Here is a 25,758-nt window from a genome sequence, read left to right as displayed (position 1 = left end):
GGAACCCCATGACCATGACGCCGGAGCAGGCCACCCGATTCGCGGGCGACCTCGACCGACTCGTCGACGCCGTCGAGCAGGTCCTGCTGGGCAAGAGCCTCGTCATCCGACTCGCCTTCACGGCGCTCCTCAGCGAGGGCCACCTCCTCCTCGAGGACGTCCCCGGCACGGGCAAGACGTCCCTCGCGCGGTCGATGGCGCAGAGCGTGGCCGGCACCACGAGCCGCATCCAGTTCACTCCCGACCTCCTGCCCGGCGACATCACCGGCGTGACCGTCTACGACCAGCGAACCGCAGGGTTCGCGTTCCACCCGGGGCCGATCTTCGCCAGCATCCTGCTCGCCGACGAGATCAACCGCGCCAGCCCGAAGACGCAGTCCGCGCTCCTGGAGGTCATGGAGGAGCGCCAGGTGACGGTCGACGGCCGCAGCCACGACGTCGGGTCGCCGTTCATGGTCATCGCGACCCAGAACCCCATCGAGCAGGCCGGCACGTACCGGCTGCCTGAGGCGCAGCTCGACCGCTTCCTCATGCGGACCTCGATCGGCTACCCGGACCACGCGTCGACCCTGCGCATCCTCGCGGGCGCCGACCACCGTCCGCACGAGCTCCGCATCGATCCGGTGCTGAGCGCCGATGAGATCGTCCGGATGACCGACCTCGCGCGCTCCGTCTACGTCGACCCGACCATCCACGACTACGTGTCGCGACTGGTCGACGCGACTCGCGCGGCCGAGGAGGTGCGGCTCGGCGTGAGCGTGCGAGGCGCCCTCGCCCTTGTCCGCGCCGCGAAGACCCACGCCGCCGGTCGCGGCCGGCACTACGTCGTGCCCGACGACATCAAGGCGCTCGCGGAGCCCGTGCTCGCCCACCGCCTCATCCTCGACCCGGAGGCGGAGTTCGACGGGGTGACCGCCTCCAACATCATCGCGCAGTCGCTCATCGAGACGGCTCCGCCGTCGGCGAGGCTCGCGGGGTGACCGAGGCCGTTCCGGGGACCTCACGGGCGAGCGGGGCCGCCCGCGAGGGGGCCCTGGCCGCCGCCATCTCCGCCGCGATCCGCCTGGCCGGCGCGACCCGGCGGGGCCTCGCCGTCTCGCTCGCCGCCGCCGCCGCGGTGGTCACGTCGACGGGTCGCTGGTTCCTCGCCGCCGCCGCGATCTCGGTGACCGTCGGACTCGTGCTCGGCTGGGCGGAGGCGATCGGCTTGGCCGCCGGACTCGCCGCCGCATTCGTCCTCGCCCTCTTCGCGCTCGCGGGGCGCGGCGGGACCGCCGTCGACCTGGACCTGCCCGCGGATCGCGTCGCCGTCGGCCGGACGGCCGCCGTCGTGCTGCGTTCCGAGAGCACCCACCGTCGGTTGACGGGCGTGCGCCTCGAGATCCCGGTCGGCGACGGCGTCGTCTATCGCAGCCTGCCCCCGGTGCCCCGGGGCGGCGTCATCGACGAGCGACTCGCGCTGCCGACCGACCGACGCGGGGTCATCCCGATCGGACCGGTGCGCACCGTCCGCGCCGACCCCCTCGGCCTTGTGCGCCGCGAGATCGTGTGGTCGGACACGGCGGTGCTGCACGTGCACCCTCGGACGCTGTCGATCCCCTCCCTCGGAGCCGGGTTCCGCCACGACCTCGAGGGCGTCGCGACGAGCGACCTGACCACCGACGACGTCGCGTTCCACTCGCTGCGCGAGTACCAGCAGGGCGACGACCGCCGCTTCATCCACTGGCGCAGCTCGGCGAAGACCGGCCGGTTCATGGTGCAGCAGTTCGAGGAGACACGACGCTCGCGCATCGCCGTCGTGCTCGACGCCGAGCCGTCGGGATTCGCCGGCGCCGTCGAGTTCGAACTCGCCGTGAGCGTCGTCGGCTCCCTCGGAGTGCGGGCGATCCGCGACGGACGGACGGTCGACCTCTGGTCCTCCGCGCCGCATCCCGGCGACGGCGGGACGGGCAGGCCGGCGCTCCTGCCGTCCGTCACGCGAGAGCGACTGCTCGACTCGCTGTGCCTCGTCGAGCTCGACGAGGGCGCGGTCCCGCCCGTCGATGCCGCTCGCGTCGCCGCCGAGAGCGGCGGTTCCGTCTCCCTCGCGTTCCTCGTGACCGGCTCGGAGCGCTCCTCCGTGCAGCTGCGATCCGCCGCGGGCCAGTTCGGGCCCGGGGTCGATGTCGTCGTGGTCGAGTGCATCCCCGACGTCCAGCCCGCCGTCCGTTCGCTCGGCGGCGTCGTGGTGTACACGATCGGCTATCTCGAAGACCTCCGCCGGATGCTCGTGAGCGGAGCCGCGGCATGATGCGCCGCGACGCGGTCTCGATCGTGTTCTCGGCGATCGGGCTCGCGGTGCTGCACCTCGCCGGGTCCCTGCCCTGGTGGTCGACCTACGAGACCGGGCGATTCGCCCTCGCGGGCGTCCTCGCCGTCGGAGCGGGCATCGTCATCGGATTCCTCGGCGCTCGCGGAAGCTGGTCGTTCCGACGTCTCGTTCTCGTGACGGTCGGGGCGTTCCTCGTGCTCGGCGTCCCGGCGGCGGTGCCGAGCAAGGCGGCCTTCGGGTTCCTGCCGACGCCGGCGGGTCTCGTCGACCTCGTGGTCGGTGTGGCGGCGTCGTGGCGGCGGCTCGTGTCGGTGCCGGACCCGGTGGGCTCGTTCGAGGCGCTGCTCGTGCCGTACTTCCTCCTCGCGCTCGTCTCCGCGGTCGTCGCCACGGGGCTCGCCCTGCGGACCTCGCGTCCCGGCACCGCCGTACTGCCGCCCCTCGTCCTGTTCGTCGCGGGCATCGCGTTCGGCTCGGAGCGCGACGACGCCGTCGTCCTCGCGGCGTTCCTGGCGGTCGCGGCCGGGGCGTCGTGGCTCGCCGGCGTCGAGGCGACCAGGCGTCGCCGGCTCCGGATCGAGCCCGTGCTCGGCGCACCGGAGGAATCGGCCCGCGCGGCGCGTTCCGGTGCGGCCGGTCGCGTCCGGCGGCTCGTCGGCGCCGTCGCGATGGTCGCCGCGGCAGCCCTCGTCGCCGGCGGTGCCGCGGCGCTGCCCACGGGCAATCGGAGCGTCATCCGCTCGGTCGTGCAGCCGCCGTTCGACCCGACGTCGGAGTCGAGCCCGCTCGCGGCCTACCGCGCGTCGTTCGCGGAGGACGTGCGCGACGAGCCGGTCCTGGAGGTCTCCGGTCTGCCCGAGGGCGTGCCGCTCCGGCTGGCGGCGCTCGACCGCTACGACGGCGTGGTCTACACGATCGGCGGCGACTCCGGCGCCGGCGGGGGACGGCGGTTCGTGCGGGTCCCGTACCGGCTCGACCAGTCCGATTCCGCGGGCGATCAGGTCGCCCTCGACGTCCGGGTCCTCGACTATTCGGGCACGTGGCTGCCGAGCGCCGGCGACCTCGAGCGGGTGGAGTTCACGGGCAGCCGCGCGGACGAGCTCGCGAGCGAGGTCTTCGTCCAGGCCGCGACGGGCACCGTCGCCGTCGGCTCTGGCCTGCAGCCCGGCGACGGCTATCGCCTGGATGCCGTGCTCGTGCCGCCGCGCGACCCCGCGACGCTCGTCCCGGGCGACTCCACCTCCGGGCCGACGGCCGAGGTGCCGTCCTCGCTCCGCCGACTGCTGCTCGACTGGGCGCCGGCGGGGGCGGCGCTCTCGCAAGGGGAGCAGCTCGCCGCCGCCATCGACGGCCTGCGTACCGGATACCTCAGCCACGGCGGCGACGACGAGGAGCCGAGCCGCTCGGGACATGCGATCGACCGCATCGACGAACTCGCCTCGGTGGTGCCCATGCTCGGAGATGCCGAGCAGTACGCCGTGGCCGCGGCGCTCCTCGCCCACGAGATCGGGTTCCCGGTCCGCGTCGTCGTGGGCTACCGCGGCGGGGTCGCCGCCGGCGGCGCGACCCTGTTCCACGAGCGCGACCGATCCGCGTGGATCGAGGTCCAGGACGTCTCGGGCGACTGGTTCGCCCTCGATCCGGTGCCCGAGGAGCGCCCCGTGCCGCCGCGCGAGCCGGACGACCCGATGATCATCGCCCACCCCGACTCCGTGCTGCCGCCGCCGGATCCGGGCACCCCCGTCGAGGAGGTCGACGACGACACGGACGCCGGTACCGACCAGCCGCGGCCGGACTCGCCGGACTGGTTCGCGCTCGTCGGCCCGATCCTCCTCGCCGTGCTCCTCGTCCTGCTGGCCGCAGCGCTGGCAGCGGCGCCCTTCGCCGCGGTCGTGCTCGCCAAGGAGCGTCGACGCCGTCTGCGCCGCACCGCGGGCGATACGCCGTCGCGCATCGAGGGCGCCTGGGACGAGACGGTCGACGCCGCACTCGATTACGGCGCGCGGGTCACGCCGGGCGCGACACGCGCCGAACAGGCCGAGGAGATCGGCGGCATCGCCCCGATGGTGCTCGCCGCCGTCGTGGACCGGCAGCTCTTCGGTCCCGAGGCGCCGACCGATGCGGCGGCGCTCGAGGTCTGGGATCTCGCCGACCGGTTGCGGGAGCGCATGGGCAACGGGTTGAGCCGTCGCGAGCGGTTCGCGGCGACGGTGTCGCTCGTGACCTTCGGCGGTGAGAGCCAGCGCGCGGAGAGCCCGTCCTCCACAGCGGAGCCGGCCGACGCGGGAGCGGGCGCGAGAGACTGAGCCCCCGAGGCGCCGTCGGCGGCGGGCGATGCTGCCGCCATGCACTTCGACGCCCCGGATCGTCCTCGCCGGCTCCCCGATCCCGTGCCCGAGTCGGTGCCGCCCGGATTCCCCGTGCTGTCGGCGTTCGCGCCCGCCCTCGCGGCGGTGGGGCTCTGGGCGGCGACCGGGAACGCGACGACGCTGTGGTTCGCCGCGCTCGGGCCGGTGGTGGCCCTCGCGACGATGCTCGACGGCCGTCGGCAGACCCGTCGACGTCGCCGGCGCGCGACGGATGCCCGCGCCGCCGCGATCCGCGACCTCGAGGGGCAGGTCGAGGCGTTCCTCGTCGCTGAGGGAGGACGGCGTCGCGTCGAGGCCGGCAGCGCCCGGGAGGTCCTCGACGGGCTCGCGGGACCGCCGTGGGGGAGTGCGGGGCCGCCGGACGTCGTGATCGGCAGCGGGCCGGCGCCGAGCGGTCTCCGCCTCGAGGGCGATCCCGTCGACGACGTCGACCGGGCGCTCGTCGCGCAGGCGGCGCTGCTGCCCGCATCGCCCGTCGTCGTGCCGCTCGCCGACGGCCTCGGCATCCTCGGCCCGGCGGCGATCGCCCGATCGCTCGCCCGCAGCGTGCTCGTGCAGGCCGCCTACTCGGGCAGTCCCGCCTCGATCCGCTTCGCCGGACCCGGCACGGCGGAGTGGCGGATGCTCGATGCGCTCCCGCACGCCGGCCGGCAGGAGGTGCGCGTCGTCGACCGTCACGCAGTCGTCCGATCGGAGGCTGCGGTCGGGCCCGCCGGCGTGATCGCGATCGCGTCGGAGGCGACGGCGCTGCCGCCCGGACTCGGGACCGTCGTGCGGCTCCACAGCGCGGACTCGGCCTGGATCGAGCGCGGCGGCGGCGCTCCGCGACCGTTCCGACCGTCGCTGCACTCCGCCGCCGAGTGCACGGCGTGGTTCGCGGAGTTCGCCGCGCGTGCCCGCGACGCGGGACTCGCCGGGGCTGCCGAGCTCCCGGCGAGCGTGCCGTTCGGCGATCCGCTGCTCGCCGCGTCGCGGGCGAAGGTCGCCGACCGCCGCGATCGGGCGGGCCTGCCCGCCGCGGTCGGGATCGGTCGGGACGGAGTACTCGAACTCGACCTCGTGCGCGGGGGCCCGCACGCGGTGGTCGCGGGCACGAGCGGCAGCGGCAAGAGCGTCTTCCTCGTCGCCTGGGTCGCCGCGATGGCGGCCGCGCGCTCGCCCGAGCGGGTCTCGTTCCTCCTCGTGGACTTCAAAGGCGGGGCGGCATTCGCACCCGTCGCCGAGCTGCCGCACGTCGTGGGCGTCGTCACGGACCTCGACGACGCCGGCGCCGACCGCGCCCTCACGAGCCTGCGCGCCGAGCTCGCCCGGCGGGAGGCGCTGCTCGCCGAAGCCGGAGTGCCCGAGATCGGCGCGCTCGGCCCGCATCCCGTGGAGGACCTCGCCCGGCTCGTCGTCGTGGTCGACGAGTACCAGTCGCTCCTCGAGCGGCATCGGGAGCTCGGAGCGCTCGTCGGCGATCTCGCCGCGCGAGGCCGCTCGCTCGGCGTCCACGTGATCCTGGCGACGCAGCGCCCGCTCGGCGTCGTCCGCGACAGCGTCCTCGCGAACTGCCCGATCCGCGTGTGCCTGCGCGTGCTCGCCGAGGCGGACTCGACCGCGCTCGTCGGAGTGCCGGATGCGGCCGCGCTGCCCGCGGACCGGCCCGGCCGTGCGGTCGTGGACGCCGGTGACGGCCGCGTGGTCGGGGTGCAGACGGCGATCGCCGGGCGCGCCGATCTCGCGGCGATCGAGGCGGCGGATGCCCGCGCGCCGCGGCCGCGTCGCCCCTGGCTCGATCCGTTGCCGGCGCTCGTCGACCTCGCCGAGCTGCCCGGGCTCGTAGCGGCGGGCGAGGCGCCTGCCGTGCGCGGCATCCCCGTCGGCCTCGCGGACGAGCCGTCGGCGCAACGGCGCTCGATCGCGTGCTGGGACGCCGACCGCGACGGCGCCCTGCTCGTGCTCGGCGCGGCCGGATCGGGGCGGAGCACGATCCTCGGCGTGCTCGCGGCCGGGGCGGCCGCGCGACCGGTCGTCTCCCTCGGCGGCCCGGCGAGCGCCGTCTCGGACGTGCTCGACGCCCTCGACGGCGTCGAAGCGGTGTCCCGCGGTGCGGGGCCGCTCGTCCTCATCGACGACCTCGACCGGATCGCCGACCGCTGGGAGCCGGATGCCCGCGCCGAACTCCTCGAGCGGCTCGGATCCCTGCTGCGCAGTGCGCCGTCGCGGGGCATCGCGGTCGCGGCGACCGCCGCCCGGCTGCCGGGTTCGTTCGCTCGTCTCGCCGACGAGTTCGGCGAGGTGCTCCGGTTGCGGCCGATCGAGGCGGAAGCCGTGGGGAGCCGGGCGCAGGCGGCCCCGCCGCGGGACGCCCGACCGGGTCTCGCCCGATGGAAGGGACTGGACGTGCAGTGCGCGCGGAGTGCGGCTGCGTGCCCGCCGCCGCCCCGGCCGCCCGTCCCGACGTTCGTGCCGGGCGACGGGCTCGTGCTCGTCGCGAGCTCCCGGCCGGCGGCGACCCTGCGGCGGTGGGCGGCCGCCCATCCCGGTCGGCCGGCCGCGCCGCTGACGACCGATCCGGTGCCGCCGGAGATCGGGGAGGGCGCCGCTGCGCTGATCGGGGACGCCGACGCCTGGGCCGTGCACTGGAGTCTCGCGGCGCGCTGCCGGGACACGGCGACGATCGTCGCCACGGGGCCGGCGGAGCTGCGGGCGATCACTCGTGCCGCGCTCCGCGGCCCGCTCCTCGACCCCGGCGGCGAACAGATCTGGGTGCTGCGTCCGGGCGGTGCGATTCGACGGGAACAGTGGGCTTCGGCTGCGGAATCAGTGGCGTGAGTGAAGATCATGTGCTGAATCCGTCGGATCTGTTGCACGGAATTCACGATTCGGATACATCCGGCGTCCGCGGGGCCGGGAGTATGGCACTATTCCGACACCGCCCCTGACGCGCGAAGACGAGCGTCGACCCGAGAGGAGCCCGTTATGTCCCGACGGCCCATGCCCGAAGACCCGATGATCCGTCGCCTCATCGCTCAGGCGCGCGCATCGCAGCTGACGCGTCGCTCGGTGCTCGCCGGCGCCGGCGCCGGAGCGGTGACGCTCGCCCTTGCCGCGTGCGCGGGAGGCGGAGCCGGCGCGAAGCCCACCGCCGCCGCCGACACGTCGGCGAGCGACAAGTCCCTGAACTGGGCGAACTGGGCCGCCTACATCGACGAGGACGACTCGGGCGCCAACCCCACGCTCGACGCGTTCACGGCCGCCACCGGCATCGCCGTCAACTACGAGGTCGCGGTCGACGACAACAACAGCTACTACGGCAAGGTCAAGGACCAGCTCGCGCTCGGCCAGGACATCGGCGCCGACGCGGTCTGCCTCACGGACTGGATGATCGCGCGCTGGATCCGCCTCGGCTACGCCCAGGAGCTCGATCACGCCAACATCCCGAACCTTTCGAACCTCACCCCCTCGCTCCAGAACGTCGACTTCGACGAGGGCCGGGCGTACTCGGTGCCGTGGCAGGGCGGATTCGCGGGCATCGCCTGGAACAAGGAGAAGCTGCCGCAGGGCCTGAAGTCGGTCGAGGACCTCTGGAACCCCGAACTCAAGGGCCGCGTCGGCGTCCTCAGCGAGATGCGCGACACGATGGGCCTGCTCATGCTCCAGAACGGCGTCGACATCGCGGGCGACTGGGGCGACGACGAGTTCGCCGCGGCGATCGACCAGCTCACGAAGCAGGTCGAAGACGGCCAGGTGCGCAACATCAAGGGCAACTCGTACCTCGAGGACCTCAAGAGCGAGGACACCCTGGCGGCCATCTGCTGGTCGGGCGACATCACCGTCATCAACGCCGAGGCCGGCGACAAGTGGGAGTTCATCATCCCGGAGGCGGGCGGAACGCTCTGGAACGACAACTTCCTCGTGCCGATCGGCTCGTCGAAGAAGGCCAACGTCGAGGCGCTCATCGACTACTACTACCGTCCCGAGGTCGCGGCCGAGGTCGCGGCGTGGGTGAACTACATCACGCCGGTCGTCGGCGCCCAGGAGGCCGCCGCGGCGATCGACCCCGAGCTCGCCGAGAACCAGCTGATCTTCCCGAACGAGGAGACCCTCTCGACGGCGCACGTCTTCCGCAGCCTCTCGGCCGCCGAGGAGCAGCGGTACCAGGCCGACTTCCAGAAGATCCTGCTGGGCGCCTGAGATGGCGCACCTGGACTTCGCGGAACGCGGCGCCGATCTCGAGCTGGCGGGCATCCACAAGCGCTTCCCCGGGTTCACGGCGATCGAGTCGCTCGACCTGACCATCCCGGCCGGTTCGTTCTTCGCGCTCCTCGGGCCCTCGGGCTGCGGCAAGACGACCACGCTCCGCCTGGTCGCCGGGCTCGAGGAGCCGACCTCGGGGCGCATCCGGATCGGCGGCGTGGACGTGACCGACGTGACGGCCTACCGGCGCCCGGTGAACACGGTGTTCCAGAGTTACGCGCTCTTCCCGCACCTCTCGATCCTCGAGAACGTGGCGTTCGGGCTCAAGCGGCGCAAGATCGCCGACCCGCTGGGGCTCGCGCACGAGGCGCTGCGGCTCGTCGAGCTCGACCACCTCGCCGGCCGACGCCCGGCGCAGCTCTCCGGCGGTCAGCAGCAGCGCGTCGCGCTCGCCCGCGCGATCGTGAACCGCCCTGCGCTCCTGCTGCTCGACGAGCCGCTCGGCGCCCTCGACCTGAAGCTCCGGCGGCAGATGCAGCTCGAGCTGAAGTCGATTCAGACGGAGGTCGGGCTCACCTTCCTGCACGTCACGCACGACCAGGAGGAGGCCATGACCATGGCCGACACGGTCGCCGTGATGAACAAGGGCCGGATCGAGCAGCTCGGCGCCCCCGAGGAGCTCTACGAGCTGCCGCGCACGGCGTTCGTGGCGACGTTCCTCGGCCAGTCGAACCTCTTCACGGGCGATGTCGTCGCCGGCAACCCGAACTCGATCACGGTCGACGTCGGGGGCACGGCGATCGTGGTCCCGCTCGATCGCGCGGCCAAGCACACCGGCACCGTGAGCGTCGGCGTGCGCCCCGAGAAGGTCGCGCTGCACCGCAGCGCCCCTGCGCCCGACGGCGAGCGCAACGTGCTCGGCGCGGGCCGCGTCGTCGACGTCTCGTACACGGGCGTCTCGACGCAGTACCTCGTCGAGGTGCCCGGCATCGCCGGTCGGCTCACGGTGTTCGCCCAGAACTCTGGCGTCGGGCACTCGGCGTCCCTGGGCGACGAGGTCTGGCTCTCGTGGCGCGTCGAGCACGGCTTCGGCCTGGCCGACGAGGCGGAGGCCCCGGCCCGCTTCGACGACGACACCGACACCACGGCGCTCGCCGCGCAGGAGCGCGCGGCACTGCAGACCGAGCTCGAGGAGGCCTGATGGCCTTCGCCGCGTTCGCGACCGCCGAGGCGGTGCCCCAGGCGCCGAAGCGCGCGAGCCGGATCGGCTGGTTCCTGCTGGCGCCGGGCCTCGCGTACCTCGCGCTGTTCTTCCTCACGCCGCTGATCTCGTTGCTGCTGACCTCGCTGCAGGCGCCCGACCTCTACGGCGATATCGGCGCGTACGTCTACGCCTTCAACTGGCAGAACTACGTCGACGTCGTCTCGGAGTACGGCGAGCACATCCTGCGCTCGTTCGGCTACGCGCTCGTCGCGACGGCCGCGGCACTGCTCATCAGCTATCCGATCGCGTACTACATCGGCGTGCGCTGCCGGTCGCGGCCGCTGCTGCAGAGCATCCTGCTCGTGCTCGTCATCGCGCCGTTCTTCATCAGCTTCCTGCTGCGCACGCTCGCGTGGAAGCAGTTGCTGAGCGACGAGTCGTTCATCATCACGTCGCTGAAGGCGCTTTCGCTCATGGCGCCGGACGCCCATTTCACGGGCACCGCGTTCGCGGTGATCTTCGGCCTCACGTACAACTTCATCCCGTTCATGACGCTGCCGATCTACACGACGCTCGAGCGGCTCGACACGCGCTACCTCGAGGCGGGCGCCGACCTCTACGGCAGCCCGGCGACCGTCTTCCGCAAGGTCACGCTGCCGCTGTCGATGCCGGGCGTCGTCGCGGGCACGCTGCTGACGTTCATCCCCGCCGCGGGCGACTACGTCAACGCCAGTCGCGACTTCCTCGGCGGCACCGACACCGCCATGATCGGCAACGTCATCGAGGCGAACTTCCTCGTGCTGCTGAACTACCCCGCGGCCGCAGCCCTCTCGATCATCCTCATGGCGGTCATCCTCGCCATCGTCGGGGTCTACGTGAAGCGAGCCGGAACGGAGGACCTGCTGTGAGCGGAGTCGGTGCGGGCGCGGCCCTGGCGAACCTCGAGGCGGAGGAGGTGCGGCCGTTGCCGTCCAAGCCGACGCGAACCCGGCGTCTCGGGTTCGGACGCTGGTTGCTGCCGGTCTACGTCACGATCGCGTTCGTGTTCCTCTTGATCCCGATCGTCTACACGATCGTGTTCTCGTTCAACGACTCGATCAAGTCGAACATCGCTTGGCGCGGGTTCACGCTCGACAAGTGGGCGAACGTCTGCGTCGTCGAGAACGGCGCCGTCTGCGAGGCGTTCGGCAACAGCATCCTCATCGGTGTGATCTCGACGCTCGTCGCGACGACGCTCGGCACGATGATCGCGATCGCGCTCGTGCGATACCGCTTCCGCGGGTCGGGTGCGATCAGCCTCCTGCTGTTCCTGCCGATGGCGACGCCCGAGGTCGTGCTCGGCGCGGGCCTCGCGGCGCAGTTCCTCGCCGTCGGCGTCCCGAAGGACATGCTGACGATCATCCTGGCGCACGTGATGTTCTGCATCAGCTTCGTCGTCGTCACGGTGAAGGCGCGCGTCGCGAGCCTCGACCCGGCGCTCGAGGAAGCGGGTCGCGACCTCTACGGCTCGCCGGTGCAGGTGTTCTGGCGGGTCACGTTCCCGCTGCTCATGCCGGGCATCCTCGCCGCGGCGCTGCTCTCGTTCGCGCTGAGCTTCGACGACTTCATCATCACGAACTTCAACTCCGGTTCGGTGACGACGTTCCCGAAGTACATCTACATCTCGGCCACGCGCGGCATCCCGGCGGAGGCGAACGTCATCGCCTCGGCGGTGTTCCTGCTCGCGCTCGTCGCCGTCGTGGTCGCGCAGCTCGGACACGCCGCCCGGGAGAAGCGACTCGCCCGCTGAGGCGGGAGAGTCCCCGGCACGACGACACGAGGCCGCCGATCCCGGGAGGGAGCGGCGGCCTCGCGCGTCCGAGCCGGAGAAAGAACGTCAAACACTCGAGCGGATGCGGCCGACCCGCGCTCCGCCGCCCGTGATCCAGAGGTCGAGCTCGGTGAGCACCTCGTCGACGGCGCTCTCGGGGAGCACTCCGACGTCGACGAAGAGCCGCAGCGCGACGAGCATCGTCGCGCGCGGGCTGCCGTCGAGCATCTTGAGCGCGAGGGTCGTGCCGTCGGGTGACGTGGCGACCATGACGCCCTCGGCGCCGCCCTTGGCGAAGACCCCGAGACGCTCGATCGCGATCGTGTCGGGCTGGCCGGGGCCGGCGATGACCCACGGATGCTCGCGCACCGCGGCCGTGAGCGCCGCCGCCTCGCGGAAGAGCGCGAACGGCGACGTCGAGGACGCCGACGTCACCTTCTGGATGCCCCGGGCGAGTCCGCCGAGGCTGAGCGCATGCACCGGCGCGCCGCAGCCGTCGATCGCCGTGGCGACCGGCCGCTCCGAGGCGAGGCGCTCGATGAGCTCGAGGATGCGCTTCTGCAACGGGTGGTCGAGCTCGAGGTACGTGTCGGTCGGCCAGCCGTTGGCCACGCACGCCGCGAGCATCGCCGAGTGCTTGCCGGAGCAGTTCATCGTGAGCCGCTGCGGACCGACGCCCGCGCGGGCGGCCTGATCCCGCGACGCGGAGTCCTGCGGCCAGGCCGGCGGGCACTGCAGGGCGTCGGGGCTGACGCCGGCGCGGTCGAGGATGCCCTTGGCGAGGGCGACGTGCCCGGCGGTGCCGGAGTGGCTCGCCGTGGCGATCGCCGCATCCTCGCCGCGCAGCGTGACGCCGCTCGTGAGGACCGCGAGGGCCTGGAAGGGCTTCAGCGTCGAGCGCGGCAGGATCGGCGTCGTGATGTCGCCGAGCTCGCGGATCACCTCGCCCTCGGGGGAGAGCACGACGGCGGAGCCCGCGTGGCGCGACTCGACGAATCCGGAACGTTCCACGACGGCGAGTTCCACGGCGTCCCGAGTGCTGATCGTGCCGGCCATCAGCCGAGCCGGGCGAGGCCGGCGTCGAGCACCTCGAGCGCTTCGGCGATGTGGTCGTCGGTGACGGCGAGCGAGGGCAGGAACCGCAGGACGTTGCCGTACGTGCCGGCGCTCAGGAACAGGATGCCCTGCTGCGCCGCGTACGCGACGAGCTCGCCGACCGCGGTGGCGTTCGGCGTGTTCGCGCCGCCGCGGGTGCCGGGCTCCACGAGCTCGATCGCGACCATCGCGCCGTGACCGCGGACCTCGCCGATCAGGTCGTAGCGCTCGGCGAGCCGCTCGAGCCCGCCCTTCAGCGCGCGCTCGATGCGCTGCGCCTCGGCGAGGAGGCCGTGCTCCTCGATCGTCTCGAAGACCGCGACCGCGGCGGCGCACGCCACGGGGTTGCCGCCGAAGGTGCCGCCGAGCCCGCCGGGCTGGGACGCGTCCATGATCTCGGCGCGACCGGTGACGCCCGCGAGCGGAAGGCCGCCCGCGATGCCCTTCGCCGTGAGCACGAGGTCGGGCTCCCAACCGGCGAGCTCCGAGGCGAACCAGCGGCCCGTGCGGGCCATGCCGGACTGGATCTCGTCGGCGATCATGACGACGCCGTGCTCGCGGCACCAGCCCTGCAGGGTGGCGAGGAAGCCGGGAGCGGGCACGATGAAGCCGCCCTCGCCCTGGATCGGCTCGACCACGAGGCATGCGAGGTCCTCGGCGCCGACGGTCTTCTCGAGGTGCGCGATGGTGCGCGCGGCCGCGTCCTCGCCGGAGAGGCCGTCGCGGAAGGGGTAGGAGTTCGGGGCGTGGTAGACGTCGCCGGCGAACGGGCCGAAGCCGGTCGCGTACGGGCTGGCCTTGTAGTTCATGGCCATCGTGAGGTTCGTGCGGCCGTGGTAGGCGTGGTCGAGCACGGCGACGCCGCGGCGACCGGTGAACTTGCGGGCGATCTTCACGCCGTTCTCGACGGCCTCGGCGCCCGAGTTCACGAGCACCGACTTCTTCGCCCAGTTGCCGGGCGTGTGCTCGGCGAGGAGCTCGGCGACCCGCACGTACTCCTCGTAGGGCGTGATGGTGAAGAGCGTGTGCGTGACGTCCTGCAGCTGGGCCGCGGCGGCCGCGACGACGCTCGCCTCGGTGTGGCCGACGGTCGTGACGCCGATACCGCCGCCGAAGTCGAGGAAACGGTTGCCGTCGACGTCTTCGAGCACGGCGCCGGCGGCGCGGGCGATGTAGACGGGCAGCGCGCTCGAGACGCCCGCGGAGACGACGGCCTGTCGTCGGGCGTGCAGCGCGATCGAGTTCGGACCCGGGATCGCGGTGGCGACGAGGCGGGTCTGCGGCAGGGCGGCGACAGGGGCGTTGACGGTGTCGGTCATGGTGGGTTCAGCCTACCGGCGCGGCCCGCCCGACGAGCCGCGAACCGACGGCTCGGCAGGACCGATCCGGGCTCGGGGCGAGGGACCGGTGGGGACCGGTGGGGACCGATTCCGGCTGCACACCGGGGCGTGCAGAATGACACGGGGCCGCATGGGCGGCCGGGAGCGAGGAGCGAAGATGGGCCGCGAGCACGCGTACGCGATCGAACTCGAGTGGACGGGCGACGAGGGCGTCGGTACCGAGAGCTACAAGGCCTACCGACGCCGTCACCTCGTCCGCGCCGCGGGCAAGTCGCACGAGATCGAAGGCTCGAGCGATCGCGTGTTCCACGGCGACGCCGAGCGCTGGAACCCCGAGGAACTCCTCGTCGCGGCGCTCGCCCAGTGCCACATGCTCTCCTACCTGCACGTCGCGACGACCCTCGGCGTCGTCGTGCGCGGCTACACCGACTCGCCGACGGGCGTCATGGTCGAGGACGGCTCGGGCGGCGGCGCCTTCCGCGAGGTCGTCCTCCGCCCGCGCGTCGAAGTGGCGGATGCCTCGATGCTCGATCTCGCCGAGGCGGCGCACCGCGAGGCGTCCGAGAAGTGCTTCATCGCAGCGTCGGTCGCCTTCCCGGTCCGCCACGAACCGGTCGCGCTCGTCAGCCCCGCGCGCTGAGCGCGTCGGCGCTCGGGCAGCGGTGCCCGCCGGCGAGGTTCGTGCACGACGGGAGGAATCCCGGGAAACGCTCGCCGTCGGGGTCGCCGAACCAGAGCCGCCAGAGCCGCCAGAAGTTGAAGTTGCCCCACGAGGCGCACGGATCGGCCGTGCCGGGGTTGGCAAGCACTGCCGCGTTGGGCTGGTACGGCGTGTAGTTGTAGAGGTTCGCCGTCGCCTGATTGACGATCGTGACGGCCGAGGCGCCGCACGCGGGATCGGGGTCGTAGGCGATCTCGACGGTGCCGATGCGGTAGCGCCAATCGGGGTCGACGGTGTACTCGCGGAACTGCCAGGCCGCCGAGTACACCTGGTTGAAGAACCCGAAGTAGCGCTCCTCGCACGGGGCCGTGTCGGGGCAGTAGTAGCCGGTCGCCCGCTCGTATCCGTAGACCGAGGGCGAGGTCAGCAGCGACTGCTCCTTCTGCAGCAGCACGAGGAGGGTCCGCGGGCTGACGCCGCAGGCCCGCGCGACGCCGGTGATGATCTCGGCCGCGGTCTCCGAGCGGGCGCCCGTGTAGGCGTCGCAGTGGTCGAGACGGGGATCCGCCTCGCGGTCCGGCGTGTCCTGCTCGTAGTCGGCGAGGCACGGCGCAGCGGCGCCCGGCTCGCAGTCGACCGCCTCGAGGAAGTCCTGCACGTCGTCCGTGCTCATCGAGTTCCAGTCGTAGAACGCGTCGTCGTCGACGATGCGGCCGGGGTCGAACTCCGCCGGGTCGGGCTCGGGATAGGCCGGCACGCGGACGCCGGCCGAGCGCGGCGCGTCGGCGGCGGCGCCGGTGAGGGAACCCGGTTGCGCGCACGCGCCCTGCAGGACGACGACCGCCAGGGCTGCGAGGCACGCGCCGAGGAATCGGGTCCGTCGCGTCCGGGCATCCATTCGAGCGAGGCTAGCGCGATCCGGCGCGAGATGCGCCGAAGCGGCTCACTCGGGCTCGGCGACGCCCGTCCGCTCGCGCGGCAGCACGCGGTCGACGGCCTTGGCGACGGTGCCCGACGGCGGCGCCTCGTTGTAGCGGCCGGCGAGCTCCTGGCCCGAGAGCGCGTGGATGGCCGCCATGATCTCGTCGGTCGCCTGGCGCCGGGCGCGACCGGATGACGACGGGCCGAAGCCCGAGACGTCGATCGGCTCGCCGAAGTGCACCTCGACCGGCTTGACGCGGGGCAGCTTCGCCCCGACCGGCTGGATGTGCTGCGTGCCGACGAGGCCGACCGGCACGACCTTCGCCCCGGTCTCCAAGGCGAGCCAGGCGATGCCGGTGCGGCCCTTGTAGAGGCGTCCGTCGAGCGAGCGGGTGCCCTCCGGGTAGAGGGCGAGCGCGTTGCCGGCCACGAGGATGCGCTTGGACTGGTCGAGCGCCTCCTGCGCCGCCGCGCCCGCACCGCGCTCGACGCTGACCGCGCCGATCGCCTCGAAGAACGTGCGCGACACCCAGCCCTTGAAGCCGGTGCCGGTGAAGTAGTGCGATTTCGCGATGAACTGCACGGGGCGCGGGCTCGTCAGCGGGATGACCACGCTGTCGATGAACGAGAGGTGGTTGCTCGCCAGGATGAGCGGTCCGTCCTTCGGGACGTGCTCCGCGCCGGTGATGACCGGGCGGTAGATCGCGCGGGCGAGGGGGCCGAGGATTCCCGAGGCGATCCAGTACACCGGGCCCCGGCGGGCAGCGCGAGGCGCCGCGTCCGGACGCGAGTCGTCGACGGTCATCCTTCGACGCTACGTTCGGATGCATGCGCGGCCGGGCATATCGCACCGGATCGACAGGTCGCCCGATCGCCGCCCATGGTCCAGAATGGCGGGGTGCAGGGCGAATTGAGCGGCGTGCTGGAGCTGGGCGAAGGCTGCGCCGTGGGGGTCGCGGCGCCGCGTCGGCGACCCGGATCGAGCCTGCGCGCGCTCGCCGAGTTCGTCGCCGAGCGCGCCGACGTGCCGGTGCGCGACGTCGAACTCGTCTCGAGCTGCCCCGTCTGCGGCGGCGGCCACGGCCGGCCGCAGCTCGAGTACCCGACGAGCGTGTCGGGCGCGCGCTGGGAGGTCGACTGCCTCACCGCGGTCGACGGCTCAACGGTGGTCGCCGTCTCGGAGCGCCATCCGATCGGCCTCGGCACGGGCACGACCGTCCCGGGAGCCTGGGAGCGGGTGGAGCCCGCTGCGATGCACCCCGACGAGCTGGCGATGCTCGACACGATGCCCGACGACGAGCGGGCCGTCGCCCGCGGCCGGCTCTGGGCGCGCAAGGGGGCGCTCATGCGGCTGATCGGCCACGCGAAGGCCCTCGAACCGGCGCGGATCGCCCTGTCCGTCCCGGAGTTCGAACGAGGCGAGCCCCGCGTCGAACGGGTGCCGGGGGAGCTGGGCGCCCGCTGGCGCGACGTGCGCTTCCGCGAGTTCGAGCTCGCCTCGGGCGAGGTCCTGGCGGTCGCGCTCCCGTTCTGACCCGGCCCGCACCGCGCTACCGTTGGCGGGTGCGTCGCATCCTCATCCTCGGCTCCTCCGGCTCCATCGGCACCCAGGCCCTCGACGTGGTGCGGGGCAACCGCGACCGCTTCGAGGTCGTCGGCCTGGCCACCGGCTCGAATCGCGAAACGCTCGCCGCGCAGGCGGCCGAGTTCGGCGTCGAGCACACCGCCCTCGGCATCGACGAGGCCGTGCAGCTCGTGCGGAGCGTCGACGCCGACGTCGTGCTCAACGGCATCACGGGTTCGGTGGGCCTCATGCCGACGCTCGCAGCGCTCGAGCGCGGTGCGACCCTCGCCCTGGCGAACAAGGAGTCCCTCATCGTCGGCGGTTCGCTCGTGACGGACGCGGCGGCACCGGGGCAGATCGTCCCCGTCGACTCCGAGCACTCCGCGATCGCGCAGGCGCTCCGCTCGGGCGCTCCCGAGGAGGTGCGCCGGCTCGTCGTGACCGCCTCCGGCGGACCGTTCCGCGGTCGCACCCGCGCAGAACTCGAGCACGTCGCGCCGGCCGATGCGCTCGCGCACCCGACCTGGGACATGGGCCTCGTCGTGACGACGAACTCCGCCACCCTCGTCAACAAGGGCCTCGAGGTCATCGAGGCGCACCTGCTCTTCGACATCGACTACGACCGCATCGACGTCGTCGTGCACCCGCAGTCGGTCGTGCACTCCATGGTCGAGTTCGTCGACGGCTCCACGATCGCGCAGGCCAGCCCGCCCGACATGCGGCTGCCCATCTCGCTCGGCCTCGACTGGCCGCACCGCGTGGCCGGCGTCGGCGCGCCGATCGACTGGACCCGTGCCGCAGCCTGGACCTTCGAGCCGCTCGACGAGGACGCGTTCCCCGCCGTCGCGCTCGCCAAGGCCGTCGGCCGCGCCGGCGGGGTCTTCCCGGCCGTCTTCAACGCCGCCAACGAGCAGGCCGTCGCCGCGTTCCACGCGGGGCGCATCCGCTTCACCGACATCGTCGACACGGTGCAGGCCGTCGTGGATGCGACCGGGGCCCCGGCGGGCATCCTCGACGTCCCGACGTTGCTCTCCTCGGAGGCGGACGCACGCCGCCGGGCCGACGAGCGGATCGCCGCGCTCTAGCCGGCGGTTCCACGCACGACGGGCCCCGACCGTCCGGTCGGGGCCCGTCGTGCGTCGCGTCCGGTCAGTGCCGGCCGCCGCCGTGTCCGTTCGGCGCATCGGCGTCGGCGAGCGACGCGGCGATCCAGGCGAACGCCTCGGGGACGTCGTAGTTCCCGGCGTGCGGTTGGTTCCAGGCGAGGCGGTAATCGACGTCCTCGACGGAGCGGTCGGCGGACAGCGCCGCAGCGAGGTTGATCGAGACCGTGAACGAGGTGTCGCGGTCGCGGGTGCCGTGGCGCACGTACCAGTACGGCGCCGTGTCGGCCGAGGTGCCGATGAACTCGAGCGGGTCGATGAGTTCGGCCTGCTCGTCGACCGTCGTCGACTTCTTCGCGAGGAACTGCTTCCACGTCAGGCCGGTGTCGTCGAGGCCGATCCCGTCGCCGACGCCGCCTGCGCCCGCGAGGGTGCCGTTGGCGTTCCAGGAGTACTCGGTGAAGTTCGAGTACGCCTGGCTCGCCGTGCCGAACAGGTTCGACTCGCCCGCGCCGGGCCCGCCTCCCGAGCCGGGCACGGTCGCACCGGTCTGGTCGAACGAGGGGGCGGGCTTGAGCTTGTTCTGCGTCGCCACGAACTCGAGGTACTGCGCGATGTCCACCGACACGACACCGCGCGTCGAGGGATCGATGTCGATCCAGTCGTTGACGTAGGTGCCGGCGCCGCTGCCCGTGATGACGAAGTTCTCGCCGAGATCGGGGATCGAGTTCGCGGGGTTCGCCGCGAGGTACGCCTCGGCGGAGCGCTCGACCTCGTCCGTGATCACGTCGAGCATCGTCGAAGCGGTCAACCGCGTGCCGTCGGCCGTGCGCAGCCCGAGCGACTTCTGGTACCCGGGGTACGCCGCCGCGAGGGCCGCGCTCGCGGCCGGGTTCGGATTCGCGCCGACCGCCGTGCGGGTGCCCGTCGCGTTGTACAGCCACTCGTAGGCGGTGTCCACGTCGTCGAGGTCCGTGATCGGGCAGTAGACGTTGACGGCGAAGACGTCGTCGTCGATCGTCGATCGGCCTTTCGCGTCGACGCCGGCGGATCCGGCGGCGGCGAGGTGGGGCAGGTACTCGTCGCTGTTGCCCGAGGCGCCGAGGGCGGCGCCGAGTCCGCCGCCGCCGCTCGTGCCGTTGACGACGATGCGCTCGGCGCTGCCGGGCATGACGGCGTCGTTGAGTCGGAGGTAGCGCACGGCGGCCTTGGCGTCGACGACGACGTTGGGCGCCTTGCCCGCGTAGGTGCCGTCGGCCGCGACCAGTCCGCGCGAGCGGGTGGCGACGTCGACGAAGACGTAGCCGGCCTTGAGCGCGGCGCCGACCGTGCTCGTGGCCGACGAGTACGTCCCGCCGTCGACGATCGAGGCCTTGATGTAGCTGGCCATCCAGCCGCTGTTGTTCTCGGCGTAGTAGATCGCGGTGCGCTGGTCCCGTGCGGCCGACTCGGGCACGAATACGTTCATCGACTGGTAGCCGCAGGCCTGGTTCGCGACGTTCGTCGACACCGCGGTGGGCTTGGCGACGTAGCAGACCTCCCGGTACCAGCGCACGGGCGTCGCGACGCCGTCCACGTTCACGGTGATGGTCGTGTACGCGGATCGGTCGAACGCGAGCGCGGCATCCTCGGCGTCGGTCTTCGTCGGGCCGGAGCCGCCGCCGTTGCCGGCCCACGCGGCCGAGCCGGCTGCGAGCGTGCCGAGCGTGAGCGCGAGCGCGGCCCCGGTGGCGAACGCCGCCCGTCCGGCACGGCGGACGGGCGGGGTGGATTCTCGATTCCTGCGCGGGTGACTGCGAATCGTCAACGCGGTTCCTCTCCATCGAAGATGCCCCGGTTCGTCATCGGACCAGGGGTCGAGCGACTCGACCGTAGCCCGGTTGCGGACAATTCGGCAAGCAATTTCGTCGACAATTCTGTCCGCAAGGTTCACCGGGCATCCGGTGGCCTCCCGGCCCGCTGCCAGCCCCTTCGTAGGCGCATCGCACTACGCTGACCGACGTGAATCCCGTGCTCGCGTTCATCATCGGCGTCCTCGTCGTGGCCTTCGGCGTCGCCGTCTCGATCGGCCTGCACGAGGCGGGGCACTTCACGACCGCGAAGCTGTTCAAGGTCAAGGTCACCCAGTTCATGATCGGGTTCGGGCCGACGGTCTTCTCCCGTCGCAAGGGCGAGACCGAGTACGGGCTCAAAGCGCTGCCGCTCGGCGGCTACGTCTCGATGATCGGGATGTTCCCGCCGAAGCCGGGCGAGCGCGTCCACGCCGACTCCACCGGGTTCTTCGGCGGCATGGTGCAGGACGCCCGCGACCAGTCCGCCGAGACCATCGGCCCGGGCGAGGACGACCGCGCGTTCTACCGCCTGCCGGTCTGGAAGCGCATCATCGTGATGTTCGCGGGGCCGTTCATGAACCTCGTCATCGCGATCGCGCTGTTCGCGGTGCTCATCATGGGCATCGGCACGGTGCAGTCCTCGACGACGATCGCCTCGGTGAGCGAGTGCGTGCTGCCCGCCACGAGCGAGCGCCAGACCTGCGAAGCGGGAGACCCGGCGGCCCCGGGCGCCGAAGCGGGCATCCAGCCGGGCGACGAGATCGTCTCGATCGACGGCGTCCCGGTGACGAGCTGGGAGCAGTCCACGGCACTCATCCGCGATCGTGCGGGCGAGACCGTGCCGCTCGTCGTCGACCGCGACGGCGAGCAGGTCACCCTGCAGGTCACGCCCGCAGCGAGCGAGCGCTACGTCCTCGACGACGACGGCCGGATCGTCACGGATGACGCGGGCGAGCCCGTGACCGCCGAGGTCGGCTTCCTCGGCATCGGGTCGCAGCCGGTGCGCGTGCAGGGGACTGCGGGCGAGGTGCTGCCGGCCGTCGGCGAGCAGCTCGGCGCGAGCGTGAACGCGCTGCTCACCCTGCCGCAGAAGCTCGTCGACGTCGCGCAGGCGGCGTTCGGCACCGAGGAGCGCGACCCGAACGGGCCGGTGAGCGTCGTCGGCGTCGGCCGCATCGCGGGCGAGATCGCCGCGAGCGACCAGCTCGAGTTCCAGGACCGCGCGGCCGGGATCGTGGGCATCCTCGCCTCGCTCAACCTCTTCCTGTTCCTGTTCAACCTCGTGCCGCTCATGCCGCTCGACGGCGGCCACATCGCGGGAGCGATCTGGGAGGCGATCCGCAAGGGCTGGGCGAAGCTGCGCGGCAAGCCCGACCCGGGCCCCGTCGACATGGCCAAGCTGATGCCGCTGAGCTTCGCCGTCGTGATCGTGTTCGGCGCCATGAGCGCGCTGCTCATCTACGCCGACCTCGTCAAGCCGGTCCAGGTCTTCTAGGCCGCCCCCGGATGCTCCCGGCGGAGCAGCCGGGGTGCCTCCCGGCGGAGGACGCGGCCGAACGCGCCCGTCAGTAGGATCGCCGCATGCACGAGTCGGCCGCCTGGGACGGGCCCCGGTTCCGTCCGCCGGCGCGGGCCGTGCTCCTGGCGCCGGTCGTGCTCTCGTTCCTCGCCCAGGTGCCCTGGACGATCGCGTCGTGCTTGCGCGCCGACGTCGGCGGGCCGGTCGCGGCGCTGGCGATCGGCCTCGCCGTCGCGGGCCCGCTCCTCCTGCTCGCCGCACGGCGTCTGCCCGGGCCGACGGTCGCCGCGGTCGCCGCGATCGCCCTCGGGCTGCTGCTCAGCGCGCCCGGCGGGGGTCCGGCGCCGGTCGCCTTCGGCTTCGCCCTCGGTCTCGCGGCCGCGCGGGGCGCGCTCGCCTGGGCGCTCGGCTCCGGTGCGGTGGCGTGGCTCGGCGCACTGCTGCTCGGGCCGCTCGTCGGACTCGACTGGCATCCGGCACGCGTCGCCGCCACGACCGCGGCGCTCGCCGCCTGCGTCGCCGCGGGGGCCTTCGTGCGGAACCGCAGTGAGCGGGCCCGCGGGTACCGGGACGCGGTCGCGCGTCGTCGCGAGAGCGCCGCGGAGCGCGAGCGGCTGCGCATCGCCGGTGAGCTGCACGACGTGCTCGGCCACTCCCTCTCGCTCATCAACGTGCGGGCGGGGGTGGCGCTGCACCTCCTCGACCGCGACCCGGAGCAGGCGCGGAGCGCCCTCGCGGACATCAAGCGCGTCAGCAAGGACTCGCTCGACGAGGTGCGGGGCGTGCTCGGCGTGCTCCGCGAACCGGGCGAGAGCGCGCCGTCGGCGCCGCAGCCGGGGCTCGCCGAGCTCGACGCCCTCGTCGCGGACGTGCGCGCCGCCGGCCTCGAGGTCGAGCTCGATCCGCTCGACGGCGAGGGGCCGCCGCGGGCCGTGCAGACCGCCGCGTACCGGATCGTGCAGGAGGCGCTCACGAACGTGCTCCGACACTCCGGGGCCGAGGCCGTCCGCATCGGGCTGCGGCGCGAGGGCGGGGAACTCGTCGTCCGTGTCGAGGACGACGGACGCGGCGCCGCCGGTGCGCACGAGGGCGGCGGGGTGCTCGGGATGCGCGGTCGCGCCGAGGTGCTCGGCGGCCGGCTCGACGTGGCCGAGCCGGCAACGGGCGGCACGAGCCTCACGGCGCGGCTGCCGTGGGAGGGCGTCGCATGATCCGGGTGGGCATCGCCGACGATCAGGCGCTCGTCCGCGCGGGATTCCGAGCGCTGCTCGCGGCGGAGGACGATGTCGAGGTCGTCTTCGAGAGCGGCAGCGGCAGGGAGACGCTCGAGCGCCTCGTCGCCGCGCCGGTCGACGTCGTGCTCATGGACATCCGCATGCCCGACGGCGACGGTCTGGCGACGACCGAGCGGATCGCCGCCGACCCGAAGCTCGCCGGCGTCCACGTCGTCATCGTCACGACCTTCCAGCTCGACGACGACGTCGTGCGGGCGGTGCGGGCCGGTGCGAGCGGGTTCCTCGTGAAGGACACCGAGCCGGCGGACCTGGTCCGCGCGGTGCGCGCGGCGGCATCCGGCGACGCGCTGCTCTCGCCGGGCGTGACCCGGCAGCTGCTGCGCCGGCTCGCAGCCGGACTCGCCGAACCGCCTGCGACCGACGTGCTCGACGTGCTCACCGACCGCGAACGCGAGGTGCTCGCGCTCGTCGGGCGAGGGCTGACGAACGAGGAGATCGCCGGCGCGCTCGTGCTCTCCCCGCTCACCGCCAAGACCCATGTCTCGCGGATCATGCAGAAGCTCGGGGCGCGCGACCGCGTGCACCTCGTCGTCACCGCCTACGAGTCGGGGCTCGTCGCGCCGGGCTGGCGCTGATCCTGCGAGAGCGCGTCGACGGCGGGCGCGGCGCTGCACGGCGCGGATGCTCCGGGCCGCGGCTGCTCCGGGTCGCGATGCTCCCGGGGGAGTGCGCGAAGTGCCTCCCGCGGTCGGATTCGCCGTCCCGCCCGCCCGAGGAGCATCGGAGGGACGGCACGGGAGCGCCCGAGCCGCACGATCGAACGGAGACCGTCATGTCCACCGCACTCGCCGCCGCGACCATCGCCGCCCACGCCGGGCCCTGGGCGGCCGGCTTCGGCTGGGTGTTCTTCCTCATCCCGCTGCTCTGGTTCGTCCTCATCGCGACGATGATCTTCGTCGTCGCCCGCGGACGCCGTCGTGCGTGGGCGGGCGGCTACGGCGCGCCCTGGTCCGGCGGCCCCGACGCGGAGTCGACCCTCGCCGAGCGCTACGCCCGCGGCGACATCGACGAGTCCGAGTTCCGCGCGCGGCTCGAGGTGCTTCGCGCGAACCGGCGACGCTGACCGGGCCGGAGCGTCCTCCCGGCCGACGGCGCCGTCTCAGACGTCGCCGTCGGCCACGAGCGCGGCGTGCTGCCGGCGGTGGCCGGCGGTCTCGAAGCCGACGATGACGACGACCGGCGCGAGTGCGGTGATCGCGAGCGCCCAGCCCATCGACGCACCGGCGGCGACGGCGACGACCGCCCCGACGAGGCAGAGCACCACGCCCGCGAACAGGACGAGGTCGAACGGGTCGAAGCGGTGCAGGAGCAGCGAGTAGAGCACGAACGCGGTCGCGAAGAACACGGCGACGGGGATGACGACGCAGAGCACCGCCCCGAACTCGTCGAGGTGCGCGACGCCCTCGATGACGGAAGCGGCGACGTGCAGCCCGGCGCCGATCGCGGCGATCGCGCCGAAGAGGACGAGGTGCCCGTAGCCCCACACGAACGAGCGGCGCGGGTGGCGCACCAGCACCTCGCCGGAGGGCATCGTGAAGTACACCCACCACAGCCCGAACGCGAGCGTCGTGCCCGACGCGGCGACGAGCACGGCCTCGCCCGTCCAACCCTGCTCCTCGACGACCGCCGAGATCGCGAGGATCGTGCCGAGCACGACCTCCCCGAGGGTGATGATGACGAGCAGGCCGTATCGCTCGGCGATGTGGCCGGGATGCCACGGCGTGCCGCCGAACCGCCGCTCGGCGAGGAACGGGCCGCTCAGCTCGAGCACCACGAGGGCGCCCCACCACCAGCCGGCGAGCGCCAGGGGCACGTCGGCGACGAGGAAGAGGATCCAGCCGAGCTGCACCACGACGATCCAGACGAGATACGCGAGCGCCGCCGGGCGGTGCGCCGGATCGTCGCGCGCGGCACGGATCCAGAGCGGCACCGTCGCCACGCGCATGATGACGTAACCCGCCACCGCGATGCCGTTGTCGAGCGGCTCGCCGTGCGCGATCGAGTCGAACACCGGCGGCAGGCCGAGCGCCAGCACGAGCACGCCCACCATCTGCACGAGCGTCGCGATGCGGAAGACGATGTCCTCGTTGTCGTACGCGCTCGCGAGCCACGTGTAGCCGATCCACGCCCACCCGATGGCGAAGAGCGAGAACACGAACCCGGCGAGCGCCGCGCCGACCTCGCCCTCGGCGAGGAGGTGGGCGGTCTCCGAACCGGCCTGGCTGAACGCGACCACGAACGTGAGGTCGAAGAGCAGCTCGAGCGGCGTGGCCGCCCGGTGCGTCTCACCGGGGTCGCGGCCGATCATGCGCCGGATGCGGTGGTCGCGGCCCGTGGCCGTCGTCGATGCGCTCATCTCGTCCCTCGGATGCCCGGGGCCGCGTGCGGGCTCGCAGCGCGGCTCGCAGTCATCCTGTCAGGCGGTCATCGGCCGTGCATCGTCTGCGCGCGGTCAGCGGCGCAGCAGCAGCGCCTCGCCCTGACCGCCGCCGCCGCACAGCGCGACGGCCGCGCGGCCGCCGCCGCGCACGGCGAGCTCGACCGCCCCGGTG

At 73.0% G+C, this 25,758-nt stretch carries 21 protein-coding genes; 15 read left to right on the top strand and 6 right to left on the bottom strand.

The annotated features are described in order from the left end of the window. Positions 1 to 8 precede the first annotated feature (8 nt). From GB864_RS09500 to GB864_RS09465, 8 genes are all read left to right on the top strand, one after another. Entirely contained in the window at positions 9 to 980 is a 972-nt protein-coding gene (locus tag GB864_RS09500; RefSeq protein ID WP_160424412.1) for an AAA family ATPase, read from the top strand. Then, positions 977 to 2,290 (top strand): DUF58 domain-containing protein, encoded by a 1,314-nt coding sequence (locus GB864_RS09495; RefSeq protein ID WP_160424410.1) that lies wholly within the window; start codon positions 977 to 979, stop codon positions 2,288 to 2,290. Before GB864_RS09500 ends, GB864_RS09495 begins: the two co-directional genes overlap by 4 nt. Next, on the top strand, positions 2,287 to 4,617 hold the full coding sequence (locus tag GB864_RS09490) for a transglutaminase family protein (protein WP_160424407.1): 2,331 nt from the start codon (positions 2,287 to 2,289) through the stop codon (positions 4,615 to 4,617). Before GB864_RS09495 ends, GB864_RS09490 begins: the two co-directional genes overlap by 4 nt. A 39-nt stretch (positions 4,618 to 4,656) precedes the next feature. Continuing rightward, a complete protein-coding gene (locus GB864_RS09485) occupies positions 4,657 to 7,497 on the top strand; it encodes an FtsK/SpoIIIE domain-containing protein (protein WP_160424405.1) in 2,841 nt (946 codons plus the stop codon). 147 nt (positions 7,498 to 7,644) lie between these two features. Beyond that, positions 7,645 to 8,859, top strand: a complete 1,215-nt coding sequence (locus GB864_RS09480) for an ABC transporter substrate-binding protein (protein ID WP_202107117.1) — start codon at positions 7,645 to 7,647, stop codon at positions 8,857 to 8,859. A 1-nt stretch (position 8,860) separates the two neighbouring features. Further along, positions 8,861 to 10,063 carry an ABC transporter ATP-binding protein gene (locus tag GB864_RS09475; protein ID WP_160424403.1) on the top strand — a complete coding sequence of 401 codons (1,203 nt, stop codon included), beginning with the start codon at positions 8,861 to 8,863 and terminating at the stop codon, positions 10,061 to 10,063. Continuing rightward, entirely contained in the window at positions 10,063 to 10,974 is a 912-nt protein-coding gene (locus tag GB864_RS09470) for an ABC transporter permease (protein ID WP_160424401.1), read from the top strand. Before GB864_RS09475 ends, GB864_RS09470 begins: the two co-directional genes overlap by 1 nt. 56 nt (positions 10,975 to 11,030) lie before the next feature. Then, positions 11,031 to 11,855 (top strand): ABC transporter permease, encoded by an 825-nt coding sequence (locus GB864_RS09465; RefSeq protein WP_419672782.1) that lies wholly within the window; start codon positions 11,031 to 11,033, stop codon positions 11,853 to 11,855. Between the two features lie 87 nt (positions 11,856 to 11,942). Here the strand turns inward: GB864_RS09465 and GB864_RS09460 are convergent, their stop codons facing one another. Both GB864_RS09460 and gabT read right to left on the bottom strand, forming a co-directional pair. Further along, positions 11,943 to 12,932: an asparaginase gene (locus tag GB864_RS09460; protein WP_160424399.1), complete on the bottom strand. Its 990-nt coding sequence runs from the start codon at positions 12,930 to 12,932 to the stop codon at positions 11,943 to 11,945. After that, a complete protein-coding gene (gene gabT, locus GB864_RS09455; protein WP_160424397.1) occupies positions 12,932 to 14,290 on the bottom strand; it encodes a 4-aminobutyrate--2-oxoglutarate transaminase in 1,359 nt (452 codons plus the stop codon). The genes GB864_RS09460 and gabT overlap by 1 nt, the downstream gene beginning before the upstream one ends. A 178-nt stretch (positions 14,291 to 14,468) precedes the next feature. Here gabT and GB864_RS09450 point away from each other — a divergent pair, with 178 nt between their 5' ends. After that, positions 14,469 to 14,951, top strand: a complete 483-nt coding sequence (locus GB864_RS09450) for an OsmC family protein (protein ID WP_160424396.1) — start codon at positions 14,469 to 14,471, stop codon at positions 14,949 to 14,951. Here GB864_RS09450 and GB864_RS09445 read toward each other — a convergent pair. Next, positions 14,935 to 15,870 carry a hypothetical protein gene (locus GB864_RS09445; RefSeq protein ID WP_160424394.1) on the bottom strand — a complete coding sequence of 312 codons (936 nt, stop codon included), beginning with the start codon at positions 15,868 to 15,870 and terminating at the stop codon, positions 14,935 to 14,937. The genes GB864_RS09450 and GB864_RS09445 overlap by 17 nt on opposite strands. A 45-nt stretch (positions 15,871 to 15,915) precedes the next feature. Further along, a complete protein-coding gene (locus GB864_RS09440) occupies positions 15,916 to 16,698 on the bottom strand; it encodes a lysophospholipid acyltransferase family protein (protein ID WP_160424392.1) in 783 nt (260 codons plus the stop codon). Between the two features lie 93 nt (positions 16,699 to 16,791). Between GB864_RS09440 and GB864_RS09435 the strand changes: the two genes are divergently transcribed. Further along, positions 16,792 to 17,427 carry a 4'-phosphopantetheinyl transferase family protein gene (locus GB864_RS09435; protein WP_160424390.1) on the top strand — a complete coding sequence of 212 codons (636 nt, stop codon included), beginning with the start codon at positions 16,792 to 16,794 and terminating at the stop codon, positions 17,425 to 17,427. A 29-nt stretch (positions 17,428 to 17,456) separates the two neighbouring features. After that, on the top strand, positions 17,457 to 18,542 hold the full coding sequence (gene dxr / locus GB864_RS09430; protein WP_160424388.1) for a 1-deoxy-D-xylulose-5-phosphate reductoisomerase: 1,086 nt from the start codon (positions 17,457 to 17,459) through the stop codon (positions 18,540 to 18,542). A gap of 64 nt (positions 18,543 to 18,606) precedes the next feature. Here the strand turns inward: dxr and GB864_RS09425 are convergent, their stop codons facing one another. Next, the gene (locus GB864_RS09425; protein WP_160424386.1) at positions 18,607 to 20,367 is read right to left on the bottom strand and encodes a subtype B tannase; all 1,761 of its coding nucleotides are present in this window, start codon (positions 20,365 to 20,367) and stop codon (positions 18,607 to 18,609) included. A 194-nt stretch (positions 20,368 to 20,561) separates the two neighbouring features. Here GB864_RS09425 and GB864_RS09420 point away from each other — a divergent pair, with 194 nt between their 5' ends. The 4 genes from GB864_RS09420 to GB864_RS09405 all read left to right on the top strand — a co-directional run bounded on the left by GB864_RS09420 (position 20,562) and on the right by GB864_RS09405 (position 24,269). Further along, positions 20,562 to 21,887: a M50 family metallopeptidase gene (locus GB864_RS09420; RefSeq protein ID WP_336603941.1), complete on the top strand. Its 1,326-nt coding sequence runs from the start codon at positions 20,562 to 20,564 to the stop codon at positions 21,885 to 21,887. Positions 21,888 to 21,973: 86 nt separating this feature from the next. Further along, a complete protein-coding gene (locus tag GB864_RS09415; protein ID WP_160424383.1) occupies positions 21,974 to 23,122 on the top strand; it encodes a sensor histidine kinase in 1,149 nt (382 codons plus the stop codon). Continuing rightward, positions 23,119 to 23,781, top strand: a complete 663-nt coding sequence (locus GB864_RS09410; RefSeq protein WP_160424381.1) for a response regulator — start codon at positions 23,119 to 23,121, stop codon at positions 23,779 to 23,781. The genes GB864_RS09415 and GB864_RS09410 overlap by 4 nt, the downstream gene beginning before the upstream one ends. Positions 23,782 to 23,978: 197 nt before the next feature. Then, entirely contained in the window at positions 23,979 to 24,269 is a 291-nt protein-coding gene (locus GB864_RS09405) for an SHOCT domain-containing protein (protein WP_160424379.1), read from the top strand. Positions 24,270 to 24,305: 36 nt separating this feature from the next. On the opposite strand, the gene GB864_RS09400 is transcribed toward GB864_RS09405, so the two are convergent. After that, positions 24,306 to 25,562, bottom strand: a complete 1,257-nt coding sequence (locus GB864_RS09400) for a low temperature requirement protein A (RefSeq protein ID WP_160424377.1) — start codon at positions 25,560 to 25,562, stop codon at positions 24,306 to 24,308. Positions 25,563 to 25,758 lie beyond the last annotated feature (196 nt).

Source organism: Agromyces seonyuensis, from assembly GCF_009789225.1.
Lineage (GTDB): Bacteria > Actinomycetota > Actinomycetes > Actinomycetales > Microbacteriaceae > Agromyces > Agromyces seonyuensis.
Note: the sequence above shows the minus strand (reverse complement) of the source record. Positions and strands in the feature narration are given on the sequence as shown.